Source organism: Polaromonas sp. OV174 (genome assembly GCF_900112285.1).
GTDB lineage: Bacteria > Pseudomonadota > Gammaproteobacteria > Burkholderiales > Burkholderiaceae_C > Polaromonas.
The window spans coordinates 1-24,138 of sequence record NZ_FOKZ01000034.1 but is presented as its reverse complement, the minus strand read 5'-3'; the positions used below and the strand labels follow the sequence as shown (position 1 = coordinate 24,138).

Sequence of the window (24,138 nt, the reverse complement as noted above, 5' to 3'; positions counted from 1 at the left end):
AAACCCTCCCGACATGAGCGCCCGTTTCTACGCCGACCTGCCCCTGATGAGCGGCAGCGCCATCAGCCTGCCCGAGCAGGCCGCCCGCCATGTCCAGGTCTTGCGCCTGCAGCCGGGCGATCGCATCACGCTGTTCAACGGCCAGGGCAACGGTGAGCCCGGCAGCGAGGGCGAATTCGAGGCCACCGTCACGCGCATGGGGCGCAGCGATGTGGACGTCACCCTGGGCGCTTACACCGCCACCCGGCGCGAAGCCGGCCGCGCCATTCATCTGGTCATGGGCATGCCGGCCAATGAGCGCATGGACTGGCTGATCGAAAAAGCCACCGAGCTGGGCGTGGCCAGCATCCAGCCGCTGATGAGCGAGCGCAGCGTGCTGCGCGTCAAGGGCGATAGGGCCGACAAAAAACTGGCGCACTGGCGCGGCGTCGCCAGCGCCGCCTGCGAACAATGCGGCCGCAACCGCCTGCCGCTGATTCACCAGGTCGCCAGCCTGACCGACTGGCTAAAAAACGGCCTGGCCGAGACTCCGGCCGACGCCGGCACCAGGCTGCTGCTGTCGCTGCAAAACGGCACACGCCCGTTGGAGCAAGCCATCGCCAGCCACGGCGCACTGACCTTTCTGAGCGGCCCGGAAGGCGGACTCAACCCGCAGGAAGAAGCCGCCGCCATGGCCTGCGGTTTTGCCCCCGTCAGCCTGGGCCCGCGCGTGCTGCGGGCCGAAACCGCGCCGCTGCTGGTGCTGTCCCGGCTGGCGCAATGACATGTCCATGAGCCGGACTATCGCCCCCAGCCCCGACCTGCTCGCCAACGCCCTGGAAAGCGAAACGCCGCTGGCCGGCTATTTTCGCGACGCCGACCTGGCCAGCGATTCGCCGCTGGCCTGGCAACTCGAACAGAAATCCGCCCACATCGACGCCTTGCGCGGCCTGTTTCACGGCCCCGCCGGCCTGGTGCGCCTGCGCCTGTGGGTCTTTCTCACCCTGATGAGTCAGGGCGACGCCGTGCTGACGCGTGAAACGCTGGACCAGCTGTTTCACGCGCTGCGCCCCGAGGCGCTGGACACCGTGCTCAAGCGCTTTCGCGAGGTCGGCCTGCTCGGCTGGGACGAAACCCAGCGCTGCCACGGCATCACGCCGCTGGCCCAGCAAATCGCCGCCGTGCTGGGACCGCTCAACAGCGGCCAGGACGATGACGAGTTGGCCGGCATCCTGGGGCAGGTGGTGGGCGCGGATCGGCTGGGCACGCTGGACGGCCGGCAGGTGCAAATGCTGCAGGCGCAACTGGGCCGCCTGCACGGCGAATTTCAGGATGCGATTGCCAGCGGCTCCGAGTTTCGCCTGCGCGAAGCGCGCAAACGCTATGACCGCGCCGCGCGCCTGATCGACCGGGCCTCGGAAGCCATCACCGCCATCATCAGCAACGCGCGCGGCCAGCTGGCGCTGGAAAAAGCCGCGCGCGGCCTGGGCCAGGCGCAATCGCGCCTGCTGGCCATGGCCAGCCAGTTCAACCGCGCCCTGCAGCAGGTAGACCGCCAGCGCGTCACCCTGGGCACCACCGGCATCACCAGCACCGACGTCAAGCTCTGGCTGCAGACCGTGAGCGGACTGCACACCCTGGCTGAGGACGTCATGGCCGCACCGGCAGGCCTGATGGCGCTAGCGCCGCACGAGATGCTGGACGTCACCGAAGCCGAATTCGAGCGCGACCGGCCGCAGGCCGGCGCACCCGACAGCCTGCCGCTGGCCCAGCCCGCGCCCGAAGGCAATCTGGATACCGTCGCCCTGCCGCAGGAGCTGGCTGAGTTGTCCACCATGTTGGCGCAATGGGGACTGCTGACCGACAGCCCGGCGCCGCATGCGCTGGCCGATGCCTTGCTCGGCCCCAACCCAGCCGACACCCGCTACGCCCAGGTGGCTTACAAGGCCCAGCTCATGCCCCTGCTGGGCGACGCCCAGGCCAAGGGCCTGGCCGGCGCCACCGGCGATCTGGCGCGCCAGCCCTGGCGCGTCGAATGGACGACGGTCCTGCAAACGCTGGACCATCCCGCCGTGGCCCAGCTCAGCCAAGGCCTGCTGCATCCCGTGACCGCCGCTGGCGCTAGCCGCCACGGCCCCAACCCAGACCTCGACCAGCCATGAATGACACCCCGGACGACGCCGGCCTGCTGATTGCAGAGCTGCTGTCACGCAAATACCTGCCGCGCAATCACCCCCGCGTTCGACGCGCCCTGTCGGATGCCGAACTGTTCGCCCAGGTGGAGCAGCGGCTGGCCCAGGTCGGCCTGCGCTGGCTGGACAACATCTACGCCGACCATGTCTGCCTGAGCCTGCTGCCAGCCGCCCAGGCCAGCGTGCTGGGCGAGTCCGGGCTGAACGGCAACAACAACCTGGACTTGCCGCGCGACGCCGTCGCCCTGCTGGTGGTGGTCTGGGCCCTGATCGTGCTGCCCAAGCGCGAACGCCAGACCAGCCGCGTCGAGCCCGAGGCACCGCAAAACGAGATGTTTGCCAGCAGCAAGGCCATGCCTTCGGCTCGCAGCGTGAGCCCGGTGCTGTCCTATAAAACCCTGCTGGAGGACTATGGCAACCAGCTCGGCAAAAAGACCCGGCTAGATACCAACCTCAAGCTGCTGGAGCGCCACGGTTTCATACTGCGCAAGCAGGACGACATCGCCGAGGGCCCGCTGCTCGACGTGCTGCTCAATTACGACGTGCTGGCGCCCCGCATCCTGGACGGCGCGCTGACCGACGTGCTGGCCCGCGAGCAAGTCCAGCAGGCCCAACCCAATCACAGCGCTGAAGCGCCACTGACACCCGCCCATGTTTCACCTTCAGAGCCTTGAACTGGTCCACTGGGACTACTGCCAGCGCGTCAGCCTGCCGCTGGATGCCTCCATCATCACCATCGCCGGGCCCAATGGCTCGGGCAAGACCACGCTGCTGGACGCCATGCGCACCCTGCTGGGCCTGAAATGCTCGCAGCCGCGCGACTACAAGACCTATGCCCGCCACGCTGGCGCCAACGTCGCCTGGCTGCGCGCCGTGGTCGACAACAGCCCGCAAAACCGCCAGACCTCCAGCCGGCCCTTTGCCAAGCGCCTGATCTACAGCGACCAGGTCACGCTGGCCTGCCGCATAGACCGCAACGGCGGCGACTGGCAGCGCCGCTATACCGTGCTCGAAGGCGACGTCAGCATAGAAACGCTGAGCGCCACGCCCGACAAAGACCTGGGCCTGATGGGCATAGAGGCCTGGAACCGGCTGCTGTCGGCCGCCGGCCTGTCGCCGGCGATTGCCAAGGTGCTGTCGCTGGAGCAGGGCCAGACCGACCGGCTCTGCGAATACAGCCCGCGCGAGCTGCTGCGCCTGGTCTTCGACGTGTTCGGTGACCAGGAGGTGCTGAGCGCCTACGACACCGCCCGCGAACACCAGCAGCAGCTGACGCGCGAGATGGTGCAGGCCGAAAAAGAACTGGACCACAGCAAGGCCCAGCTGGCCGAGCTGCAGAACAAGGTCACCAACTACAAGAACTGGCAGCACAAGGTGCAGGAGCGCGAGCGCCTGGCCACCGAAGTGCTGCCGGTGCTGGGCTGGCATGGCGAGCGCCTGGACCTGCTCAAGCGCAGCCGCGAGCAACACCGCCAGCGCATCAGCGCCCGCCTGGGCCAGGCCGAACGCGAACGGCAAAACGCCAGGCTGCTGGACCTGCTGGGCCAGCGCAGCCAGGCCGATGAGGCCTCCGCCAGGCTGCTGAGCGAGCGCGACGAGGCCGCGAAACAGCGCGATGCCACGCGCGACCAGGAACGCCCGCTGGAATTGCTGGCGCAGCGCGAGCAGGAGCTGCTGGCGCTGGCCTCAAGCGAAAGCGACAGCGCCGCCGTCAACCAGCGCCTGCAGGCGCTGGAAGCCGACAAAGCCGGCCTGGAAGACCAGCTCAGTGAGCTGCGCGGCAAGCAGAGCAAGGCCAACGCGTTGCTGGAATCACTGCAAGGCCAGCGCACGCCGCCGCCGCCCGAAGAGGCCAGGCGCTTTCGCCAGCGCCTGCAGAGCCAGGGCATAACCCACGGCTTTCTGGCCGACATCGTGGAAGTGCGCGACGAACGCTGGCGCGCCGCCGTCGAGGGCGTGCTGCGGCCCAATCGCTGGATGGTGCTGCTGCAAGACACGGCCGACGAGGTCAAGGCCTTCGAGCTGGCCGAACAAGACCACTACCGCCATTACATCGTCACCGGCAGCGAGGCCGCGCCCAAGGCGACGGCCCACTCGCTGCTGGCGCAAGTCAAGCTGGACGCCAAGGTGCCGCGCTGGCTGATCCAGCAGCTGGAAAGCCTGCGCTGCGTGGAAAACCCGCGCGAAGGCCAGCAGCTGGGCGGCGCCTGGATCACCGAAAAAGCCTATATGCACGACGGCCGCGGCGCCCGCTCGGTCTGGGTCGAGCCGCGCGACTACCAGTTTGGCGCTGCCGCCCTGCAGGCCCAGCGCGACGCCTGTGAACGCGACATCGCGCGCGCCGACAAGGCGCTGGCACCCGTCGCCGAAAAGCTGCGCGACGTGAAACGGCAGATCGACGATGCCAAACGCAGCCTGGCCGGCCACACCGCCGCCGCCGAGCTGGCGCGGCGCAGCGAGGAATTCGCCGACGCCGGCCGGGCGCTGCCAGCCGCCAAGCAGGCACGCATCGCTGCGGCCAGCCGCTGGCAGCAGCTGGACCAGGAACACCGCGCGGCCAGCTTGCACCAGCAGCAGACCGAAAGCGCCTACCGGACGCTGGAAAAAACCCTGCGGGAAACCAGCAGCGAGGCCGCGCGCCACGCCCAGGAATGGCTGCAGCGCCGCAGCCAGCTCACGGCAGAGGTCGACGCCTCGAATCGCCACAAGCGCCAGTTTCCGCCGGCCTGGATCCGTCCCGACACGCTGCGCCAGCTGCTCGACACCTACAAGAACGACACCCAGGCCCGCTTGCGCCTGCATGCGGTCGAAGAAGACCTGGCCCAGGACACCTGGGAAAAAGACGCCAGCGTGGAAGAGCGCTACCGCCGCATGGAAGCGGCCGTGCGCGAGCAGGGCTACAGCCTGGAAGACCACCAGGTCAAGAATGCGCAGGCCGGCAGCGCCGTCTTCAACGCCCGCGAAAGTTATATCGAAGTGCTGCGCTCCACCGTGCGCCGCTACCGCAAAAACATCCAGGAGCTGGGCGCGCTGGCCGGCGTCGATGTGGCGGCGGACCTGCCGGCGCTGGAAAACGACGACGGCGTGCTGAGCCAGGCCGGGCTGAAGGTGAACTTCAACTTCGACGGCAAGGGCAGCATAGGGCTGAACGACGGCGAGGCCTCGGGCGGCCAGCAGGTCATCAAGTCGCTGATCTTGCTGGTCGGCCTGCTCAAGGACGAGGACAGCGCCTCGGGCGGCTTCGTCTTCATCGACGAGCCCTTTGCCCACCTGGACGTGCGCAACATCCAGCTGGTCGGCCATTTCCTGCGCTCCACCCAGGCGCAATACGTGCTGACCACGCCCATCACCCACAACCTGGAAGTGTTCGAGCCGGCCGAGATCACCCTGGTCACCAGCAAAAAGCCGCGCGATTCGCGCTGGGCGCCGCCGATTGCGGTGGCCAAGCGACGCGGCCTGCCGCAGGCCAGTCAAAATGTAACGGCCGTCACGTAAGATGCTTTTGGCGCGCTGCGCCAATTGCCCGAATCCATACAACTTTTGCAAGGATTTCCATGAACTGGTATCTCAAAGTCATGCGCCAATATTTCGATGTCAGCGGCCGTGCGCGCCGCACCGAATACTGGATGTATTTCCTTGTCTACCTGGGCATTGCCATCGTCGCCGGCCTGCTGGACTCCTTCACGAAAGGCCAGCTGATAGGCGGCCTGGTGGCGCTGGTTCACCTGATTCCTTCCGTCACCGTGGGCGTGCGCCGGCTGCATGACATTGGCCGCAGCGGCTGGTGGCTGCTGGTGGCGCTGATTCCGTTGATTGGCTGGCTCATCGCGCTGTACTGGGCGGTCAAAGAGGGCGATGCACAAGACAACGCCTACGGCAGCAATCCGAAAACGGCCGACTGAGCGCCGCCCCCATGAATCGCAACCTCTGGCTGCTGGCCATTTGCCAAGGCCTGTTCCTCACCAACAACGTCACCTTCATCGCAATCAACGGTCTGGTCGGCCTGAACCTGGCGCCGCTGGGCTGGATGGCGACCTTGCCGGTGATGGGCTATGTGGTCGGCGGCGCGCTGTCGACCGGGCTGGTGGCGCGCACGCAAAGCCGTTTTGGCCGCAAGGCCTCGTTCCAGCTTGGGCTGCTGGTGGCAGTGGCGTCGGCATTGCTGTGCTGCTATGCGGCCTACAGCAAAAACTTCTGGCTGCTGGTGGCGGCCACCGTGGTGGCCGGCTACTACAACGCCAATGCGCAGTTGTACCGCTTTGCCGCCGCCGAGTTGGCGCTGCCGGCTTTCCGTGAAAAAGCCATTTCGCTGGTGATGGCCGGCGGCCTGCTGGGTGCCGTGGCCGGGCCGAATCTGGCGGTGCAAACGCGCGGCCTGACCGAAACGCCTTTTGCCGGCGCCTACCTGGCGCTGGCCGGCGTGGCGCTGCTGGCCATGGCCTTGCTGGCCTGGATTGAATTTCCGGCGCCCCCCGCCTCCAAGGCGCAGGCGGCCAGCGGCCGGCCCCTGGCCATCATCATGCGCCAGCCGGCCTTCATCGTGGCGGCCGCCGCTGGCGCGCTGGGCTATGGCGTGATGAACCTCTTGATGGCGGCCACACCGATTGCCATGCAGGTCTGCGGCCTGCCGTTTTCCGACGTGGCGCTGGTGCTGGAATGGCATGTGATCGGCATGTTCGCACCGGGCTTTTTCACCGGCCACCTGATCAAGAGATTTGGCACCTTGCCCATCATGGGCGTGGGCTTGGCGTTGAACGTGGTCTGCGTGCTGATTGCGCTGTCGGGCGTCGATTTCAAGCAGTTTCTGGCGTCCTTGTTTTTGCTCGGCCTGGGCTGGAACTTCCTCTTTACCGGCGCCACCACGCTGGCGCTGACGGCTTACCGGCCGGAAGAAAAAGACAAGGCCCAAGGCGCACTGAATTTCTGCGTCTTTGCGGTGCTGGCCATCTCTTCGCTGGCCTCCGGCGTGCTGGTCACCACCCAGGGCTGGACGCTGCTGAATCTGGGCTCGCTGCTGCCACTGGGCCTGACCGGGCTGGCGCTGGGCTGGCTTGCACTGGGGCGCCGACAGGGCCAGAATGCCTGAAGCGCCTTGGCGTCAATCATCTTCAACTTCAGGAGCTTGTCATGGGATTACTTGATTCAGTATTGGGTGCGGTCATGAACCAGGGCCAGCAGCCCCAGTCGGGCGAGGGCGGCGCGGCGGCCGGCCTGGGTGGCTTGGGCGGCCTGATGGGCATGCTGGCCAGCAACCCGCAATTGATCCAGATCGTCACCGGCATGCTTGGCAACGATGGCCAGAACGGCGGCCTGGGCGGCCTGGTCAGCAAATTTGAACAAGCCGGCCTGGGCGGAGCGGTCAGCTCATGGATTGGTGGCGGACCGAATGAGCCCGTGTCGGGCGAGCAAATCACCAGCGCGCTGGGCAACGACACCATTTCCGACATTGCCGCCAAGCTGGGCACCAACCCCGAGGACGCCGCCGGCCAGCTCTCGCAAATGCTGCCCGGCCTGATCAACCATTTGACCCCCGATGGCCAGGCACCGCAGCAGGGGCTGGGCAACAGCGGCGATCTGATGGGCATGTTGGGCGGTCTGCTGAAAGGGCGCTGAAGCCGCGGCCAAACCCAAGACAACTCCTGTTTTCATAGCTGCTTGCGCATACACCATAAGCGTTACAAGCACTTTTCATTAAAAAAACCGGCCCAGGCCGGTTTTTTTATGGACTCAGCCCGGGCGAATCTCAGCCCGGCACGCTGGCCATCACATGGGCCACCGAGGCGGTCAGCTTCTTGGCATAAGGCACGTTCAAAAACTCATTGGGGCCGTGGGCATTGCTCTTGGGGCCCAGCACGCCGCAGACCATCATCTGGGCCTTGGGAAAGCCCTTGCTCAGCATGCTCATGAGGGGAATCGTGCCGCCCTGGCCTATGGTGCCGCAAGGGGCGCCAAAAAAGCTTTGCGAGGCCTCATTGAGCGCATTTTCAAACCAGGGCGTAGTGCTGGGCGCGTTCCAGCCGGTGGAGCCGCCGCCACCTTTAAAGGTCACCTTGGCCTGGTAGGGCGCGTTGTCTTCCAGCAAGGCCTTGAGTTCCTGCACCGCCGCGCCGGCATCGACCAGCGGCGGAAGGCGCAGCGACAGCTTGAAGGCGGTGTAGGGACGCAGCACATTGCCGGCATCCTTGAGCGCCGGAAAGCCCTCGGCGCCGGTCACGCTCAGCGTGGGCCGCCAAGTGCGATTGAGCAGCGCTTCCACCGGGTCGGTGGTGGTGGGCAGGGCAAAGCTGCTCGAGCCCTCGCAGTCGTAGTGCGCCCAGGGAAAGCGTTTGTAAATCTCGTCACCCAAAATCTTGGCCGTGGCCTGTGCCTGCACCAGCCGGTCGGCCGGGATTTCGCAATGAAAGCTTTGCGGCAGCAGGCGACCGGTCTTGCTGTCTTCGAGACGGTCCAGCACCTGGCGCATGATGCGAAAGCTGGACGGCACCAGGCCGCTGGCATCGCCCGAATGCACACCCTCGGTCAGCACCTCGACCTTGAGCACGCCGGCCGCGTTGCCGCGCAGGCTGGTGGTCAGCCAGAGCTGATCGTAGTTGCCGGCGCCCGAGTCCAGGCAAACCACCAGCGCGACTTCGCCCAGGCGTTCACGCAGCGCGTTCACATAGGGCAGCAGGTCGTAGGAGCCGCTTTCCTCGCAGGTTTCGATCAGGCCGACGATGCGCGGATGCGGCACGTTTTGCGCTTTGAGCGCCTGCACCGCGGCAATGCTGGCGTAAACCGCATAACCGTCATCGGCGCCGCCGCGGCCATAGAGCTTGCCGTCTTCGTACTTGGGCGTCCAGGGGCCCAAATCATTGCGCCAGCCGTTGAACTCGGGCTGCTTGTCGAGGTGGCCGTACATCAGCACGGTTTGCGTGGAATCGGCGCGGGTGGCCGGGATTTCAAAAAACATCACCGGGGTACGGCCTTCCAGGCGCACGATTTCCAGCTTCAGGCCTTCAACCTTTTGCGCCTCCACCCAGCTGGCCGCATTGCGCATCACGGTGTCAATAAAGCCGTGCTGCGCCCAGTCGCTGTCAAAAGTCGGCGACTTGGCGGGAATGGCGATGTAGTCGCTGATCTGTTTGACGATGTCGCCATCCCACTGGGCCGTGACCTGCGACAGGGCTTGGGCGGCGTTGAGGATGCTGGCGGGAACTTCACGGTGCAAGGGGGCGTTCATGACAGGACTCCGGAAATAAAAATGAGGCGATTCACGCAAACCGCTACTGTACCCCTGCCGCCGCCATCCCGTGAAGCACGGGCTGCCCAGCGGGCCCGCCAGGCGCGCCAGCGAAGAAGCCGTGAATTTTTTAATCAATTGAGCCGTCAGCCCAATCAATACGAGCGCAATGCGCTATCAAATAAGGAGTATTTGGGGTGCTGAACGATGATGCTATGGTGCCTGCATGTTTAGCAGCTACATCAAGCGATGGGGGCTGGTAGCGGACGGCAGCCCCATCCTGACCAGAAGCGCCAGCCTCTTGCCCGTTCTATGCCAAGGCCAGCCCGCCATGCTGAAGGTCGCGCTAGCCGAAGAAGAAAAACTGGCCGCCGCCTGGATGACATGGTGGAGCGGCGACGGCGCGGCAAGAATCATTGCCAGCGAAGGTGATGCGCTGTTGCTGGAACGCTCCAAGGGCAGCGGTTCACTGGCAGCACTCGCTAGCGCCGGATGCGATGACGAGGCGAGCCGCATCATCTGCGCTGTCGTGGCACGCCTGCATGCGCGTGGCGATAAGCCGCCGCCCGGCTTGACGCCGCTGCCGCGCTGGTTTCAGGGGCTGGAAGCGGCCACCGAGCGGCACGGCGGTATCTTGGCGATTGCCGCAACCGCGGCGCGCGAACTGCTGGCAACACCCCGTGACGTTAGGGTGCTGCACGGCGACATTCATCACGGCAACATTCTCGACTTCGGCCAGCGCGGATGGCTGGCGATTGATCCGAAAGGACTGATAGGTGAACGCGGATTCGACTACGCCAATCTGTTTTGCAATCCGGATCTGCAAACCGCCGCCGAGCCTGAGCGCTTCGTGCGCCGCGTCAAGCTCGTTGCCGACATCGCGGGCCTGGAACGAGAACGACTACTGCAGTGGATTCTGGCCTGGGCAGGGCTGTCTGCGGCCTGGCATATCGAAGATGGAACGCCGTCTGCCACGGCCCTGAAAATTGCCGGGATGGCGCATGCTGAACTCAATGCCTGAGTTACGGGCAATGAGGACTGGTGGCCGACACCCTGAAAGCCATCAGGCCAAGGCATGAAAGCAACACCGCCTAGAAGATAAAGCAAGCATTTCAATAAAAAGATAAGGTGTACGCTAAGGCCTAGTCAGGCGCTCGAGCTAACTCACGGCTCAGCTTCAAGCTTAGGCATCTTTCGTTCAAATCCCACCTTCTCACCAAGCGGAGCGTCAAATGACAAAGGGCTACTGGATCGCACGGGTCGATGTCACCGATCCAGAAAAATACAAGGCCTACATTGCAGCCAATGCCGAACCATTCAGGAAGTTCGGCGCAAAGTTCCTGGTACGCGCCGGACAATTCGAGAATCCGGAAGGGCTGAGCCGCACGCGCAACATCGTCATTGAATTCCCTTCCTATCAGGCGGCTCTCGATTGTTGGCAGTCGCCTGAGTATCAAGACGCCATCAAGCTGAGGCTGCCTGTGTCGACCATAGACCTCGTCGTCATTGAAGGCTACGACGGTCCGCAAGCCTCCTGATTCGAAGAGTCATGTCCTGTTCACTCATGCAGACGACCATCCCCATGACCGAAATGAAAAGACCGGAAGACGCGCCCGCTGCATTTCAAGCCGCCTGGAACGCTCACGACATGGCGGCTCTGGGTAGCCTGTTCGATGAAGGCGCGACCTTCGTCAATCGCTTCGGGCACTATGTCAAAGGCGTCGATGAGATCGTGGCGCTCCACGCTCCCATACACGAAACCATCTATCGCGATTCCACACTAGAAAATGAGTTGATCGATGTCGTTCACATTGCTGACGGCGCGGTGGTCATCCATTTCTGGAGTCGCCTGGCGGCCGGTGCCGCTCACCCGGCCGGACCCCATGAGGTGGATACGTTGATCCTCGCAGTACTGACGAGGCAAAACGAGATCTGGCGGATTCGAGCGCTCGAGAATGTGCCCCTCACCAACCCGCGTACCGGAGCGCCTATCTTGCGCGCTTAATGCGGCGTTGCGACCTAGCTGCATGAAGACCAAGAGCGACAGCGGCGAATTTGTGTAACTCAAGCGCTAGGTTTCAGGAGGACAGCCATGGGAAAAAGTCGGCTTGAAGCATTCAGCGATGGTGTATTGGCCATCATCATCACCATCATGGTGTTGGAGTTGAAAGTGCCCCATAGATCGGATGCCGAAGCGCTCGGCCCTTTGGTGCCCAACTTTCTTAGCTACGTGCTGAGTTTCATCTATGTAGGCATCTACTGGAACAACCATCACCACCTGCTGCACGTTGCCAAACGGTTATCCGGCGGTGTGCTGTGGGCCAATCTCAATTTGCTCTTCTGGCTATCCTTGTTCCCGTTTGCCACGGGCTGGATGGGCGAGAACCACTTTGCACCGCTGCCAACTGCCGCATATGGATTTGTTCTTCTCATGGCGGCCATTTCGTACTACGTCCTGCAGCAGTGCATCATTGCCACCGATGGCCCAAACTCCGTCCTCAGGCGCGCGGTCGGCGCGGACTGGAAGGGCAAGCTGTCGCCGTTCCTCTATACCTCAGCCATAGTCCTGTCGTTCTGGGCGCACTGGGTGGCACAGGCGATCTATGTTTTTGTGGCGCTCATCTGGCTGGTGCCGGATAGAAGAATCGAGCGAGTTGTCGATGAGACTGAACACTGACATTTCCATCAAGCGGACAGACCTACGGCATGCCGCTTATGTCAAACGTTAGGCGCCCAGAGTTACCTTCTTTTCATGAAAACTTTCACCTATGAATCGTCTGTTATTTCTGCTGCTACTCGCCATCTGTCAGCAAAGCTCCTTTGCCGCCGTCTACAAATGCGAGCGCGAAGGTGGCAAGGTTGAGTACCAGGCCTCTCCGTGCGAGAAGGGCCGTGAAACATCAATCACCACGACCGGGCCAGCCGCGCCAAACGCCAGGACCAGCGCCACATCGCGTGCGACAGCGTCTAACGAAAAGAGAAAATGTGTCGGCAAAGAGTTGCGAATCAACTTCACGAGCATGCCACTGAAGGCAACTTTGCAAGTCCTTGCAGATTTCTCGGGCAACAAGTTAGCAGCAGATTCTTCGGTCAGTGGAACCGGAGCATTTAGCTACGAGTGCGTGCCATGGGACACTGCTCTTCAAGACATAGCCTCTCGGCATAACTTAGTCGTCAAGGTGGAGAATGGAACCATCTTTGCCACAAAGCGCTGAGCGGCTCTCGATTGTTGGCAGTCGCCTGAGTATCAAGATGCCATCAAGCTTAGGCTGCCGGTTTCGACCATAGACCTCGTCGTCATTGAAGGCTACGACGGTCCGCAAGCCTCCTGATTCGCGAAGTCATGTCCTGTTCACTCATGTATCGATAGCAGTGTGGTGCAGGTCGGGCCGAGTTTGGCGATCCGGCTTAGTTCACGCTCCAGTTGAAACACGAATTTTGCAAGATCAAGGGCAACGGGAGTAGCATTCATCTCGAACTCCTGACGTTTGAAATCCTGACTCCACGTCAATGAAGACCAGTACGCCAATGTGGCGCAATAAAACGGGGGGAGTCCATTCCATCATTCAAGCGGACGTGCCTACGGCACACCGCTTAAGTCAAATGTTGGGCAGCCGGTAGTAGATTGGTTGCGTCACCCACTTATACGGGAGGTGTCGAATGTTGAAGCTATTGAAAATGGTTTTTTCAGCTTTGCCAATTCTTGCCGGTTCGTTCGCTTGGGCCGAAACGCCGGCGTCAGAGCCATCGGTCACATTTACAGCCAAAGACGCACAACTCAAGTGGGGGCCTTGCCCGCCGTTCCTTCCCAAAGGCTGCGGCATTGCCGTGCTTCACGGTGATCCTGCAAAAGACAACGTAGATGTCTTCTTCAAGGTGCCCGGTAAATCAACCATTCCACTCCATTGGCACACCTCGCCGGAACGGATGGTGCTGGTAGCAGGCGAACTTCACGTCACCTATGAGGGCCAGAAGAAAGCTGTGCTCAAGTCAGGAACTTATGCGTATGGCCCGGCTAAAAAGGCGCACAGCGCCTACTGCGCAAGCAAGGTCCCTTGTGTTCTCTTCATTGCCTTCGAGTCGCCCTTGGACGCCACGCCAGTCGAGGGCGCAGCCAAGTAGCGGTGAACTTGGGCGTTGAACGACCGGTTTCTAAACTCGGCAGTGGCCGCCTTCTGCCCGCGCAGAACAGCAGCAAAATCCTAGACCGTTTGCGCTTCAAATCGTCGATACGAGCGCGCCAAATCAGCCGACATGATGCCCCAGTATCTGCAAGGCAACATATGGCACAAGGTTGAAAAGAAGAATGCCAACCTTGTAGGCCGCCATGCCTGCGTAGTGAATGCCATCGAAGCACTCTGGCGACATGTGAAACCATAGTCCGTGGAGTCTTCGCATCCAGGCATGCGCGAGCCTGAAGGCGACAAACCAGGCAAACAGTACGGCGTAGTTGAGCAGCGCACACCAGAGCAGAAAATCGCTAGCAAACTGAAGCGTCATAGGTTGTTCTCCATGAAGGTTCGCTCCTGGCGGAATTCGGACAGCGGCCCAGGAAGGCCACCATCGCCATGGGATGCTTGTCTCTGAGCAGTGCCTTAAAACACGCCGTAGCGGTACGAAAGGTATAGCGCAGCCAGGACGCCAACAACGGCAAGAAGGGTCATAACTCTTCCCATGCTCACTCCTTAGTGAAAGCGCAATGCGACTGGCTTGGGCTAGCAGCCTGTTTGTCCACTCTATCCCAGAGTGACCAGTCTCGCCATATCGCCACGAATGAGCGGCAATGGCCGTCAACAAACGTCACGGGACTTGGTTTCAGCAGCCCTGCTGCGTGCCGGCGGCCGCGCCCGCTACCGGATCAACCGTCTGCCGAGCCTCGTCCTGCACCCATTGCACGAAAGCCTGCTGGCCCGCGCCCAGCGGCTGGCGCCCATCCACGCAGAGGTAATAGCCGCGCTCGGTCGAAACCGGTAGGGCGAAGGGGATGACGAGTTCGCCGTTTTGCAACTCACGCTCGATCAGGCAGGGCTGGATGACGGCGATGCCCGCGCCCTCCTTGGCGGCGAAGATGAGGTTCATGCTGAGGTCGTAGCCGGTGCCAAGTTTGGGCTCACCAGCCAAACCGGCCGCCTTGGCCCAGCGCGCCCAGTTGTCCGGGAAGTTGCTGTGGAACAGCAGCACCTCGCGCGCCAGATCGCGCGGGTGCTGCAGGCGAGGCAACACGCCCGGCGCGCATACCGGCACGATGTCGCGCCCCAGCAGGTAGCTCACCTGAAGGTGCGCCGGCCAGCGGCGCCGGGGCCGCTTCAGGTCTATCCAGATGTCCACGTCGTCGCGGTTGAAGTCCTCGTCGGGGCGGAACTGGCGCATCTCTATCTCCAGGCCCGGATGCTCGGCCTGGAAACGCGGCAGGCGCGGCAGCAGCCATTTGCTGCCCAGGGTGGGTATGACGCTCAGGCGCAGCTTGCCGGCCGCCCGCGGCCGCTGGAAGCGCGCCGTGGCCGTCTCCAGCGCCATCACGTGGCGCTCGGTCAGCTGGCGCAGCTGGCGACCCTGCTCGCTCAACACCACGCCCTGCGGTGAGCGGTCGAACAGCCGGCAGTCACCCAGGTGCTGCTCCAGTCGCTGCACCGCCCGGCTCACTGCCGCCTGGGACACGCACAGGACTTCGGCGGCCTGGCGAAAGCTGCCCAGCCGGCAGACCGCCAAAAAGGCATGCAATTCGACCAGCGACGGGGAGCGCAACTTCATGATCGCGATTACATCACGTTATCACGATCGACGATTTTGTCGTTTGACGGGCCGGGCCGCCGTCCCTACGCTTTGCGCATTCCTCTACCTTCTTAGCCCTATGACATTCGATCGCCGCAATTTCCTCAAATCCACCGCAGCCGCCAGCCTGACTGGCCTGGGCCTGCCCGCGTTTTCTGCCGATGCCGCCTACCCGGTTCGCCCCATCACCCTGGTGGTGCCGTTCACGCCGGGCGGTTCGGTCGACAACTCGGGCCGCCTGATGGCCGACCGGCTCAGCCGGGCGCTGGGCCAGCCGGTGATCGTCGATAACCGTGGCGGTGCCGGCGGGGCCATAGGCTCGAGCTTCGTCGCCAAGGCGGCGCCGGACGGCTACACCCTGATCGTCACCTCGCAGAGCACCCACGTGGTGAACCCGGCGATGAACCCCAAGCTGCCCTATGACGCCGTCAACGGCTTCGCGCCCATCACCCTGATAGACCGCCTGCCCAACGTGCTGCTGGTCAGTGCCAGCCTGCCGGTGCGCAGTTTCGAAGAACTGGTGAAGTACGCCCGCGCCAACCCTGGCGCGCTCAACTACGCCAGCGCCGGCTTGGGCTCGGTGTCTCACCTGAGCATGGAGCTGCTGAAGAACCAGGCCCGCCTGCCCATGACCCACATCCCTTACAAGGGCGCGGGCGTGGCCCTGCCCGACCTGCTGAGCGGCCAGGTGCAGCTGACCTGGAACAACCTGTCGTCCAACCTGGGCAACATCCGCAACGGCAAGTTGCGCGCCCTGGCCGTTGCCGCACCGACGCGCGTGCCGCAACTGCCGGACGTGCCGACCTTTGCCGAACTGAAGCTGCCCGACCTCAACCTGACTTCCTGGACCGGCCTGGCCGCGCCGGCAAAGACGCCAGATGCCATCGTGCAAAAGCTCTACATCGAAATGCGCAAAATCCTCAGCGAGCCCGCCACCAAGGCCACCTGGCTCGACAAGGGCATGATGGTGCCCGAGGACCTGGCGCCGGCGGCCTATCGCAAGGAAATCGGCGAGCGCATCAAGTTCTACCAGCGCATCGCCAAGGACAACAAGATCACGCTGGACTCCAACTGATGACCCACCAGGCCTCCACCCAATCCACCCAGTTCACCCAGTTCACCCAGGTCGACGACCTGACGCCGCTGCACGATGAACTCGCCGCCCTGCGGCATCGCATCCACCAGCACCCCGAGCTGGCTTTCGCCGAACACGAGACGGCCGAGCTGGTCGCCGGCAAGCTGCAGGAATGGGGCTATGAGGTCACCCGCGGCATTGGCCAGACCGGCCTGGTGGCGCAACTGCGCGCCGGCGACGGCAGCAAGCGCCTGGGCCTGCGCGCCGACATGGACGCGCTGCCCATCCACGAAGACACCGGTCTGCCCTACGCCAGCAGCAAGCCCGGGCTGATGCATGCCTGCGGCCATGACGGCCACACCGCCATGCTGCTGGGCGCGGCCAAACACCTGGCGGCCACGCGCCGGTTTTCCGGCACGCTCAACCTGATCTTTCAGCCAGCCGAGGAGCGCGGCTTCGACAGCGGCGGCAAGGCCATGGTGGACGACGGCCTGTTCCAGCGCTTTCCCTGCGACATGGTGTTTGCCATACACAACCATCCGGGCGCGCCGCAGGGCGATTTCATGATGCGCCCCGGCCCCTTCCTGGCGGCGGGCGACCGGGTCTTCATCAAGATCTTCGGCGTCGGCGGCCATGCGGCCAGGCCGCACCTGGCGGTCGACCCGCTGGTGGCGGCGGCGGCCATCGTGATGGCGCTGCAGACCGTGGTGTCGCGCAACATCGATCCCAACGAATCCGCCGTCGTCACCGTCGGGCGGCTGCGCTCGGGCGAGGCGCTGAACGTGATCCCGGCCGAGGCCGAGATCGGCATCAGCGTGCGTTCCTTCAGCCCGGCGATCCGTGCGCTGCTCAAGGAGCGTATCTGCGCCCTGGTGAATGCCACCGCCGAGGGCTACGGAGCGAAAGCCGAGATCAGCTACATCGAGGGCTATCCGGTGGTCGACAACGCTGCCGCGGCCGTCGCGCTGGCGGGCGACGTGGCGGCGGAGCTGGTGGGCGAGGACCGGGTGAAACGCGAGTTCCCGCGCATGATGGGCAGCGAGGACTTCGCCTACATGCTGCAGGCCTGCCCGGGCGCGCTGGTGCGCATAGGCAACGGGCCCTCCGAAGGCGGGCGCGGACTGCACAATCCGCGCTACGACTTTCACGACGGCAACCTGACGGTGGGCGCGGCTTTCTGGAGCCGCCTGGCCGAGCGCTTCCTGGTTTAAGCCGGCGGTGGCCTGACGGCAGCCAGCCGCCAGGTCAGCTCTATTTAAGGCGGTAGCCCAATAGGGACGGGCGCAACGCGCTATTGAATCGGGAGTACCGCAGGCACGGCAGGCTGCCGGGCAAAAGTTATTCACAGCCTAGGTCGGGCTTGGGTGTGCAAGTTTTGAAACTTGTGCAAGTTTTGGTCGGCCAGACCCAGGCCGCCGCAGCCGCCATGACGGCTGCAGGCCCAGCGACAGCCCCTGCGCAACAGGTGTCTTAGCCTCGACCTGCGGCCGGCGACTTGCTAAAATTTTGAGCAGCCGCGCTCCACCGCGCCGGACGGGCTGCTGTCCTCCCACAGGCGCCAAAGGAATCACCATGTCTTTGCGCATCAACGACACCGCCCCCGATTTCACGGCCGAAACCACCCAGGGCAAGATCAGCTTTCACGACTGGATAGGGGACGGCTGGGCCATCCTGTTCTCCCACCCCAAGGACTTCACGCCGGTCTGCACCACCGAGCTCGGCTACATGGCGAAGATAGAACCCGAGTTCACGCGCCGCCACTGCAAGTTGATCGGGCTGTCGGTGGACCCGGTCGACAACCACAAGCGCTGGGCCAGCGACATCCAGGAGACTCAGGGCTATTTGCCGAGCTACCCGATGATCGGCGACACCGACCTCAAGGTCGCCAAGCTCTACAACATGCTGCCCGCCGATGAGCCGGGCACGGCCGAGGGCCGCACGGCGGCCACCAACGCCACCGTCCGCTCGGTCTTTGTCATAGGCCCCGACAAGAAGATCAAGCTGATGATGACCTACCCCATGACCACCGGCCGCAACTTCGACGAGATCCTGCGCGTGCTCGACTCCATGCAGATGACGGCCAAGCACAAGGTCGCCACGCCGGTGAACTGGAAACCCGGCGAGGACGTGATCATCGCCGGCTCGGTCTCCGACGACGACGCGAAAAAGCTGTTCCCGCAGGGCTGGAAGTCGCCCAAACCCTATCTGCGCATCGTCAAGCAGCCGTCATGATCTTTGAGCAAATCGCCGTCGGCGGTTGCCAGTCCTACCTGCTGGGCTGCGCCGACACCTGCGCCGGCGCGCTGATCGATCCCGAGGTCAGCCAGATCGACCGCTACTTGGCGCTGGCCTCGCGCGACGCGCTGCGCATACGCTTCGTGATAGATACGCACACGCATGCCGACCACTTCTCGGCCGCGCGCCAGCTCGCCGACCGCCTCGGTGCGATGACGGTGATGCACCGGGCCAGCCCGGCGCCAGGCGTGGACATGCGCGTCGATGATGGCGAGTCCCTGGTGCTCGGCAAGCTGCGGCTGCAGGTGCTGCACACGCCCGGCCACACCGCGGACTCGATGTGCCTGGTGGGCGAGGACCGCGTCTTCACCGGCGACACCCTGCTGATAGGCGGCACCGGACGCACCGACCTGCCGACGGGCGACCCCGAGGCGCTGTACGACAGCCTGTTCGGGCGCTTGCTCAAGCTGGACCCGGCGCTGCAGGTCTACCCGGCCCACGACTACAAGGGTCGCAGCCACTCGACTCTGGGCGAAGAGATCGCCAGCAATCCGCGCCTGCAGCAGCGCGATAAGGCCGCCTTCGTGCAGATGATGAAGAGCCTGGACCTGTCCATGCCCACCCACCTCACCGAGGCCCTGCGCACCAATATGAGCGGTGGCAAGACCGTGGCGCAAATGCTGGCCGAGGCCGCCGCCTGCGTGCCCTTCATGTCCATGGCCGAATTGCTAAGCCGCGTGCAAGCGACGCCGGCCGAGCTGATCGTGCTCGATGTGCGCGAACGCGAGGCCTATGAGGCCGGCCACATTCCCGGCGCCCGGCTGCTGCCGCGCGGCCAGCTGGAGTTGCGCGTCAACAGCGAGCTGCCGGACCCAACGGCCCGCATCGTCACCTGCTGCGAGTTCGGCCGCATCTCGACGCTGGCCGCGGCGACGCTGCGCAGCATGGGCTTTCAGCGCGCGGTGGCGCTAGACGGCGGCATGAAAAGCTGGCTGGAAGCCGGCTACCCCATGCGCGCGGGGCCGGCAGCGTGACGGCCTGGCGACGCTGCGTCTTGAAATCTGAGCATTTTCAGGCTCTAGCGCAATAGGGACGGGCGAAGTGCGCTATGAAATCAGGAGTTTTTGTGCTTGGCGATGATGGAAAAAAGTTATCCACAGCCAGCATTCATGAGCCCTGACGCGCATAGCTGAGCGTCAGCATTTCCCAGTAATGGCCATCCGGCTCGTTCCAGTAGACGATGCGGCCACCGTGCTGCGTGTCCACCTGGTGGTCGACCGGCCCATGAACGCTGCTGCGATAGGGGATGCCGGCCGCCTTGATGCGCTCAAGAATGAGCGCGAATTCATCCTCGCTGACCCGAAAGCAGTAGTGAATGCGGGGAAAGGGATCGGTCCATTCGTCAAAGTCCAAGGTCAGCCCATCGTTCACATAAACGGCGGCAAACGGCCCCACCGCCGTTTGCGACCATGGCGCCCCCAGCAGTTGGGCCAATAGCCTGGCCGACGCCACTTTATTGCGGGACGGCACCATCAAGTGATCAAGATGAATGCTCATCGTGCTCTCCTGTTGCATGCAGACAGCGCCAACAGCGATGCTCGCCCCGTCAGTTCTGAGCGCACACCACATGCGCCTGGATTTTTCCGTCAACCGGGCCTGCGCCGAATCGCTCGGCGATGGCCGTGGCGCAGGCCGCCGTCGCCTGCTCCAGATTGGCGCCAGAGCGGGCCTCTATCTCATTGCGCAACAGCGTTCCCTGGCAATAGGCCATGGCCGGCACGCGCGCCGACTCCGCGCGACTGCGCGCCGCCAAGGTCTCTATACGTGGCGCCGAGTCAAACCCCGCAGCGGCGAGGTCGCGAGCAATCGTCTCCCGCTCGAAATAGCCGTGTGGCGTGCGCGCCATGAAGCGCGGCGGGTCCGCGGGAAACAGGCCGGCAAGCACCGTCGTGACGGTATCGGCAAACTCGTTTTCCTCGATGCGATCCCAGACGTTGAACAAGAGCGCGCCGCCGGGGCGAAGCACGCGCCGTGCCTCGGCAAATGCGCGCGCCTTGTCCGGGAAAAACATGGCGCCGAATTGGCAAACGACGAGGTCGAAACTCGCGTCCTCAAAGGGCAGCCGCGCCGCGTCCGCAGCTTGCCACTGCACCGGCCTGGGCGTGCCAACTGCCATGGCACGATCAAGCATGGGCTGATTCAGGTCGGTCGCCACCAGCTCAACATGGCCGGGCAAGGCCTGCGCCATCGCGCGGGTGACGACACCCGTGCCGGCAGCGGTCTCAAGCACACGGGCAGGATTGAGAGCGACCACACGCTGCGCCAGATCGGCGGCATAGGATGCAAAGATCAGCGGCACGAGGTAACTGTCGTAGAGCTCGGGAATCGAGCCAGCGAAAATCGCGTCAGATGCAGACCTGTCCATAAGAGGACTCCTTTCGGATTGAGAGCCTGTTGACGATCTTAGGCGCGGCGGGGCAAATTGAACAGCGAGGTGGCGAAGGACCGCCGCGTTTAGACTCACGCGACCGCCGACGCGACGACAGAATGCGGCCACAAGCCGACGTTCGACGGTGCACTCCGATTGAGCATCGTAGAGTTTCGATCCTTGAATTTCGAACCAAAGAAAAAAGCTTGTACATATCACCGGTGCGTCTGGTTCTGGTACGTCCACTCTCGGGAAAGCTCTCTCTGCGGAGCTTGGCGGAACTTTCCTGGAAGCGGATGACATCTTCTGGCTCCCCTCCGACCCACCCTTCCAGGCGAAGCGCTCGGTCGAGGAGCGGCGCGCTCTACTCCTGGCGGCATTCCGCCGTAGTCCGATTGCTGTGCTGTCCGGTTCGGTCAGCGCCTGGGGTATCGAGATAGAGGATGCCTTCGATTTCGTCGTCTTTCTCTACGTCGATACCGCACTCCGCCTGGAGCGCCTGCGTGAGCGCGAGTTACGACTCTTCGGCCAGGCCAACCCTGCGTTTCTTGAATGGGCAGCACAATACGACGAAGGACCACCAGAAGGGCGAAGTCTTGCGAAGCAGAGGGCCTGGTTGTCTGCTCGTCAATGTCCCGTCCTCAACCTGGAGGGGGACCTTTCGACACAGGAGCGGCTTGCACGTATCAGGCTGTGGATGGCAGGCCGTTGGCGGCAACACGAGCGGTCGCCTCGATGAGGTCAAGGCGGAATGCGGCCAGAAGCTATGGCGCCTTAGGTAGCGCGTTAATGGAGCGCAGAACGCTGCGCGTGATGCTCTGCCGCTTGGCAAGGTCGACTAGCCGGTTCGGCGTGTCCATGTTCAAGGCGAAGAAGACGGGACCGCTGGGCCACTCTACCCAACCCACCCACCAGCCGATTTTTCCGGTCCATCCCGTTTTTGCGCGCAGTATCCAGTCAGGGCCCGCTTCATTGATCATCACGTCTTTCACGAGGCGCTGGTGTTCGACTTTGAAGGGCAGTTGATTGCGGTAAAGCCGCTGCAGGAAAGCGATCTGCTCGAAGGATGAGATGGCGAGGTCGCCGTCAACCCAGAATGGCTTGTCGCCCGTGGCGACCGCATTGCCATACCCAATCTTTCGCATGTAGGCGGTTTCGCGTGCAGCGCCGAGTTCCTTGGCGAAGCGCTCATACACCCAGACGGTGGAGTTCCTCATCGCGGAGCGCAGATTCTGGTCCTCGTTCCATGCCGGCTGGGGCCGCTTCACGCCGTCCCACGGGATCAGCTGGAATTCGTCACGCAGCAGTCCGGCATCGAGCGCGAATAGGCTGTGTGGAATCTTGAAGGTAGAGGCTGGCGAGTAGCGCCGCTCGGCACGCGATAGGTTGTAGACGTGGGTGGTTTCAGACTTATCTCGGGCGTCAAGCACGACGACGCTGCCTTGTGCATCTGCCTCTGTAAAGAAGCGAGACCACTCGGTCTTATCTTGGCGCTGCGGGCCGGCCGCCACCCTTTGAGCAAACCCTGCGGCTAGGGCGGATAACACTAAATTTCGTCGATTCATGCAGATAGCCTAAAAGGTCACAGTGACTCGGTTTTTGTCGAGCGGCGATGTCGGCTACGGGCGGCGGATTCAACCGGTCGAGGCAATGATGGGTAGATGAGGAGCAGCTTCAATTCCAAGCACCGGGTCCAGTGGTGCATACCCAAAACGACTATCCAGCTTCAGGGGCTGCAAGAATTTTTCGACCAAGCATTGACGCTCTCACGGCCCAAGCTTCAGAGGCTTGTCAGAGCGGCTGGCCCAGACCATTTGCCATCACCTCACCCAGCCGCACGCCGCGCCCCGCCGTCCACTCGGAGTTGAAACGCAGTGGCCCCTTGGGAAACAGCATGACCACCGTGGAGCCGAGCAAAAAGCGGCCCATTTCCTCGCCCTGTTTCAGCGCCACGGGGGGCTGCGCATTCGCGCCGTAGTGCCATTCGCGCACCTCTTTGCTGCGCGGCGGATTCACCACGCCGTGCCACGCCGTCGCCATGCTGCCGACGATAGTGGCGCCTACCAACACCAGCACGAATGGCCCGAGCGCCGACTCGAAAACGCAGACCACGCGCTCATTGCGCGCAAACAGGCCGGGCACACCGCGCGCCGTGACCGGGTTGACGGAAAACAGCTCACCCGGCACGTAAATCATGCGGGTCAGCCGCCCGTCACATGGCATGTGGATGCGGTGGTAATCCTTGGGGCTGAGGTAAATAGTGGCAAAGCTGCCGTTCTGAAACTGCGCGGCCAAGGCCGCGTCACCGCCGACCAGCGCGGTGCTGGAATAGTGGTGGCCCTTGGCCTGAAAAATCTGGTCGTTCTCGATCGCACCAAACTGGCTGATGGCGCCGTCGACCGGGCAGATCAGCTCGGCCGCCGCGATGGGCCGTGCGCCGGGCTTGAGGGCGCGGGTGAAAAACGCGTTGAAGGTGGAATAGCTGGCGATGTTGGAGTCAAGCGCCTCGGCCATGTTGACCTGGTATTTGACGACAAAGCGGCGAATGATTTCGGTGGTGACCCAGCCGCGCTCACGCCCTGCCACATAGCCCGCAAACACGGTGAGCGCCTGCTTGGGAATCAGGTATTGGGGGAGTACGGCAAAACGGTCGGTCATAGGCAAGTGGCGTGAAAATGGAGGTTCATTCTATCGGGGCCGGCAGGGTAGGCCGCCAGCCACCGAGCGGCCCGAACGCCGTTAGTCACATTGCTTGATTTGCTACTTATTTAATAGCTCGTTGCGCCCGTTCCGTCTGGGCTGTGGCTACGAAATGCTTAAGGAGGAACAGTCTTGCGCCTGCAACCGCCCATGCGGCCCTTTGCGAGCAGGCCGGGTCTCGCCCCGGCGGGCGAGGCACTTTTCTTTGCTTCGCTGTATGGACCGGGGACATGGGAAACGGGTGTGCGGGGACATAGGAAACACTTCTTCAGCGCGAGTAGCGCAAGGAGAAGCCTATGGCCTGGCAACCGAAAGACCTCATGGACATCAAACGCGACTTCGTAGCACTGGCGCTGCAAGAGGGATGCAACCGGCGCGAGTTGTGCCGACGCTTTGGCATCAGCCCGAAGACCGGCTACGCGCTGTTGGCACGCCACGCGCAGGAGGGATCTGCGGCTTATATGCCCCGCTCCCGAAGACCCAAAGAAAGTCCTACACGCACCTCGCCAGAAGTAGAGAAAGCCGTGATCGATCTGCG

26 protein-coding genes and 1 pseudogene are annotated in these 24,138 nt (G+C 63.4%); 20 read left to right on the top strand and 7 right to left on the bottom strand.

Going from position 1 to position 24,138, the window contains the following annotated elements; genetic code table 11:
- Nucleotides 1-13: 13 nt before the first annotated feature.
- The 7 genes from BM160_RS20220 to BM160_RS20190 are packed head-to-tail and all read left to right on the top strand — an operon-like array spanning nt 14 to nt 7,784.
- A complete protein-coding gene (locus BM160_RS20220; protein ID WP_092007967.1) occupies nt 14-763 on the top strand; it encodes a 16S rRNA (uracil(1498)-N(3))-methyltransferase in 750 nt (249 codons plus the stop codon).
- A gap of 7 nt (nt 764-770) precedes the next feature.
- The gene (locus tag BM160_RS20215) at nt 771-2,141 is read left to right on the top strand and encodes an efflux RND transporter periplasmic adaptor subunit (RefSeq protein WP_255369013.1); all 1,371 of its coding nucleotides are present in this window, start codon (nt 771-773) and stop codon (nt 2,139-2,141) included.
- The gene (locus tag BM160_RS20210) at nt 2,138-2,845 is read left to right on the top strand and encodes a hypothetical protein (RefSeq protein ID WP_092007966.1); all 708 of its coding nucleotides are present in this window, start codon (nt 2,138-2,140) and stop codon (nt 2,843-2,845) included. The genes BM160_RS20215 and BM160_RS20210 overlap by 4 nt, the downstream gene beginning before the upstream one ends.
- Complete coding sequence (locus BM160_RS20205; protein WP_092007965.1) at nt 2,823-5,666, top strand: ATP-binding protein; 2,844 nt, start codon at nt 2,823-2,825, stop codon at nt 5,664-5,666. The genes BM160_RS20210 and BM160_RS20205 overlap by 23 nt, the downstream gene beginning before the upstream one ends.
- 59 nt (nt 5,667-5,725) lie before the next feature.
- Nucleotides 5,726-6,073 (top strand): DUF805 domain-containing protein, encoded by a 348-nt coding sequence (locus tag BM160_RS20200; RefSeq protein WP_092007964.1) that lies wholly within the window; start codon nt 5,726-5,728, stop codon nt 6,071-6,073.
- A gap of 11 nt (nt 6,074-6,084) precedes the next feature.
- The gene (locus tag BM160_RS20195; RefSeq protein WP_092007963.1) at nt 6,085-7,257 is read left to right on the top strand and encodes an MFS transporter; all 1,173 of its coding nucleotides are present in this window, start codon (nt 6,085-6,087) and stop codon (nt 7,255-7,257) included.
- A 41-nt stretch (nt 7,258-7,298) separates the two neighbouring features.
- Nucleotides 7,299-7,784, top strand: a complete 486-nt coding sequence (locus BM160_RS20190; RefSeq protein ID WP_092007962.1) for a YidB family protein — start codon at nt 7,299-7,301, stop codon at nt 7,782-7,784.
- A gap of 130 nt (nt 7,785-7,914) precedes the next feature.
- Here BM160_RS20190 and BM160_RS20185 read toward each other — a convergent pair whose 3' ends face one another.
- On the bottom strand, nt 7,915-9,390 hold the full coding sequence (locus tag BM160_RS20185) for a M20 family metallopeptidase (RefSeq protein ID WP_092007961.1): 1,476 nt from the start codon (nt 9,388-9,390) through the stop codon (nt 7,915-7,917).
- Between the two features lie 226 nt (nt 9,391-9,616).
- On the opposite strand from BM160_RS20185, the gene BM160_RS20180 reads away from it, so the two are divergent.
- The 7 genes and pseudogenes from BM160_RS20180 to BM160_RS20150 all read left to right on the top strand — a co-directional run bounded on the left by BM160_RS20180 (nt 9,617) and on the right by BM160_RS20150 (nt 13,512).
- Entirely contained in the window at nt 9,617-10,411 is a 795-nt protein-coding gene (locus BM160_RS20180; protein WP_092007960.1) for an aminoglycoside phosphotransferase family protein, read from the top strand.
- Between the two features lie 211 nt (nt 10,412-10,622).
- Complete coding sequence (locus BM160_RS20175) at nt 10,623-10,928, top strand: DUF1330 domain-containing protein (RefSeq protein ID WP_092007959.1); 306 nt, start codon at nt 10,623-10,625, stop codon at nt 10,926-10,928.
- A gap of 44 nt (nt 10,929-10,972) precedes the next feature.
- Entirely contained in the window at nt 10,973-11,395 is a 423-nt protein-coding gene (locus BM160_RS20170; RefSeq protein WP_092007973.1) for a YybH family protein, read from the top strand.
- Nucleotides 11,396-11,482: 87 nt separating this feature from the next.
- On the top strand, nt 11,483-12,067 hold the full coding sequence (locus BM160_RS20165) for a TMEM175 family protein (RefSeq protein WP_092007958.1): 585 nt from the start codon (nt 11,483-11,485) through the stop codon (nt 12,065-12,067).
- A 91-nt stretch (nt 12,068-12,158) separates the two neighbouring features.
- Nucleotides 12,159-12,605: a DUF4124 domain-containing protein gene (locus tag BM160_RS22800; protein ID WP_092007957.1), complete on the top strand. Its 447-nt coding sequence runs from the start codon at nt 12,159-12,161 to the stop codon at nt 12,603-12,605.
- Nucleotides 12,606-12,617: 12 nt separating this feature from the next.
- Nucleotides 12,618-12,722 (top strand): annotated as a pseudogene (locus tag BM160_RS22795) (DUF1330 domain-containing protein); the annotation flags it as partial.
- Nucleotides 12,723-13,050: 328 nt separating this feature from the next.
- A complete protein-coding gene (locus BM160_RS20150; RefSeq protein WP_092007956.1) occupies nt 13,051-13,512 on the top strand; it encodes a cupin domain-containing protein in 462 nt (153 codons plus the stop codon).
- Nucleotides 13,513-13,635: 123 nt separating this feature from the next.
- On the opposite strand, the gene BM160_RS20145 is transcribed toward BM160_RS20150, so the two are convergent.
- Both BM160_RS20145 and BM160_RS20140 read right to left on the bottom strand, forming a co-directional pair.
- Nucleotides 13,636-13,890, bottom strand: a complete 255-nt coding sequence (locus BM160_RS20145; protein WP_092007955.1) for a DUF6868 family protein — start codon at nt 13,888-13,890, stop codon at nt 13,636-13,638.
- Nucleotides 13,891-14,205: 315 nt separating this feature from the next.
- On the bottom strand, nt 14,206-15,141 hold the full coding sequence (locus BM160_RS20140) for a LysR substrate-binding domain-containing protein (protein WP_092007954.1): 936 nt from the start codon (nt 15,139-15,141) through the stop codon (nt 14,206-14,208).
- Between the two features lie 100 nt (nt 15,142-15,241).
- On the opposite strand from BM160_RS20140, the gene BM160_RS20135 reads away from it, so the two are divergent.
- From BM160_RS20135 to BM160_RS20120, 4 genes are all read left to right on the top strand, one after another.
- The gene (locus tag BM160_RS20135; RefSeq protein WP_092007953.1) at nt 15,242-16,237 is read left to right on the top strand and encodes a Bug family tripartite tricarboxylate transporter substrate binding protein; all 996 of its coding nucleotides are present in this window, start codon (nt 15,242-15,244) and stop codon (nt 16,235-16,237) included.
- Complete coding sequence (locus tag BM160_RS20130) at nt 16,237-17,448, top strand: M20 aminoacylase family protein (RefSeq protein WP_092007952.1); 1,212 nt, start codon at nt 16,237-16,239, stop codon at nt 17,446-17,448. Before BM160_RS20135 ends, BM160_RS20130 begins: the two co-directional genes overlap by 1 nt.
- A gap of 361 nt (nt 17,449-17,809) precedes the next feature.
- Nucleotides 17,810-18,469 (top strand): peroxiredoxin, encoded by a 660-nt coding sequence (locus tag BM160_RS20125; RefSeq protein ID WP_092007951.1) that lies wholly within the window; start codon nt 17,810-17,812, stop codon nt 18,467-18,469.
- On the top strand, nt 18,466-19,506 hold the full coding sequence (locus BM160_RS20120; protein ID WP_092007950.1) for an MBL fold metallo-hydrolase: 1,041 nt from the start codon (nt 18,466-18,468) through the stop codon (nt 19,504-19,506). Before BM160_RS20125 ends, BM160_RS20120 begins: the two co-directional genes overlap by 4 nt.
- A gap of 133 nt (nt 19,507-19,639) precedes the next feature.
- On the opposite strand, the gene BM160_RS20115 is transcribed toward BM160_RS20120, so the two are convergent.
- Nucleotides 19,640-20,029, bottom strand: a complete 390-nt coding sequence (locus BM160_RS20115; RefSeq protein WP_092007949.1) for a VOC family protein — start codon at nt 20,027-20,029, stop codon at nt 19,640-19,642.
- Nucleotides 20,030-20,078: 49 nt separating this feature from the next.
- Nucleotides 20,079-20,897 carry a class I SAM-dependent methyltransferase gene (locus BM160_RS20110; protein ID WP_092007948.1) on the bottom strand — a complete coding sequence of 273 codons (819 nt, stop codon included), beginning with the start codon at nt 20,895-20,897 and terminating at the stop codon, nt 20,079-20,081.
- Nucleotides 20,898-21,084: 187 nt separating this feature from the next.
- Between BM160_RS20110 and BM160_RS20105 the strand changes: the two genes are divergently transcribed.
- Nucleotides 21,085-21,639: an AAA family ATPase gene (locus BM160_RS20105; RefSeq protein WP_092007947.1), complete on the top strand. Its 555-nt coding sequence runs from the start codon at nt 21,085-21,087 to the stop codon at nt 21,637-21,639.
- 25 nt (nt 21,640-21,664) lie between these two features.
- Here BM160_RS20105 and blaOXA read toward each other — a convergent pair whose 3' ends face one another.
- Together blaOXA and asd are read right to left on the bottom strand one after the other, a co-directional pair.
- Nucleotides 21,665-22,465, bottom strand: a complete 801-nt coding sequence (blaOXA, locus tag BM160_RS20100) for a class D beta-lactamase (RefSeq protein ID WP_177219092.1) — start codon at nt 22,463-22,465, stop codon at nt 21,665-21,667.
- A gap of 226 nt (nt 22,466-22,691) precedes the next feature.
- Nucleotides 22,692-23,558, bottom strand: a complete 867-nt coding sequence (gene asd, locus BM160_RS20095; RefSeq protein ID WP_092007945.1) for an archaetidylserine decarboxylase — start codon at nt 23,556-23,558, stop codon at nt 22,692-22,694.
- 338 nt (nt 23,559-23,896) lie between these two features.
- Between asd and BM160_RS20090 the strand changes: the two genes are divergently transcribed.
- Nucleotides 23,897-24,138 (top strand): helix-turn-helix domain-containing protein (locus BM160_RS20090; RefSeq protein WP_143093302.1); only part of this gene is annotated, 242 nt, incomplete at its 3' end.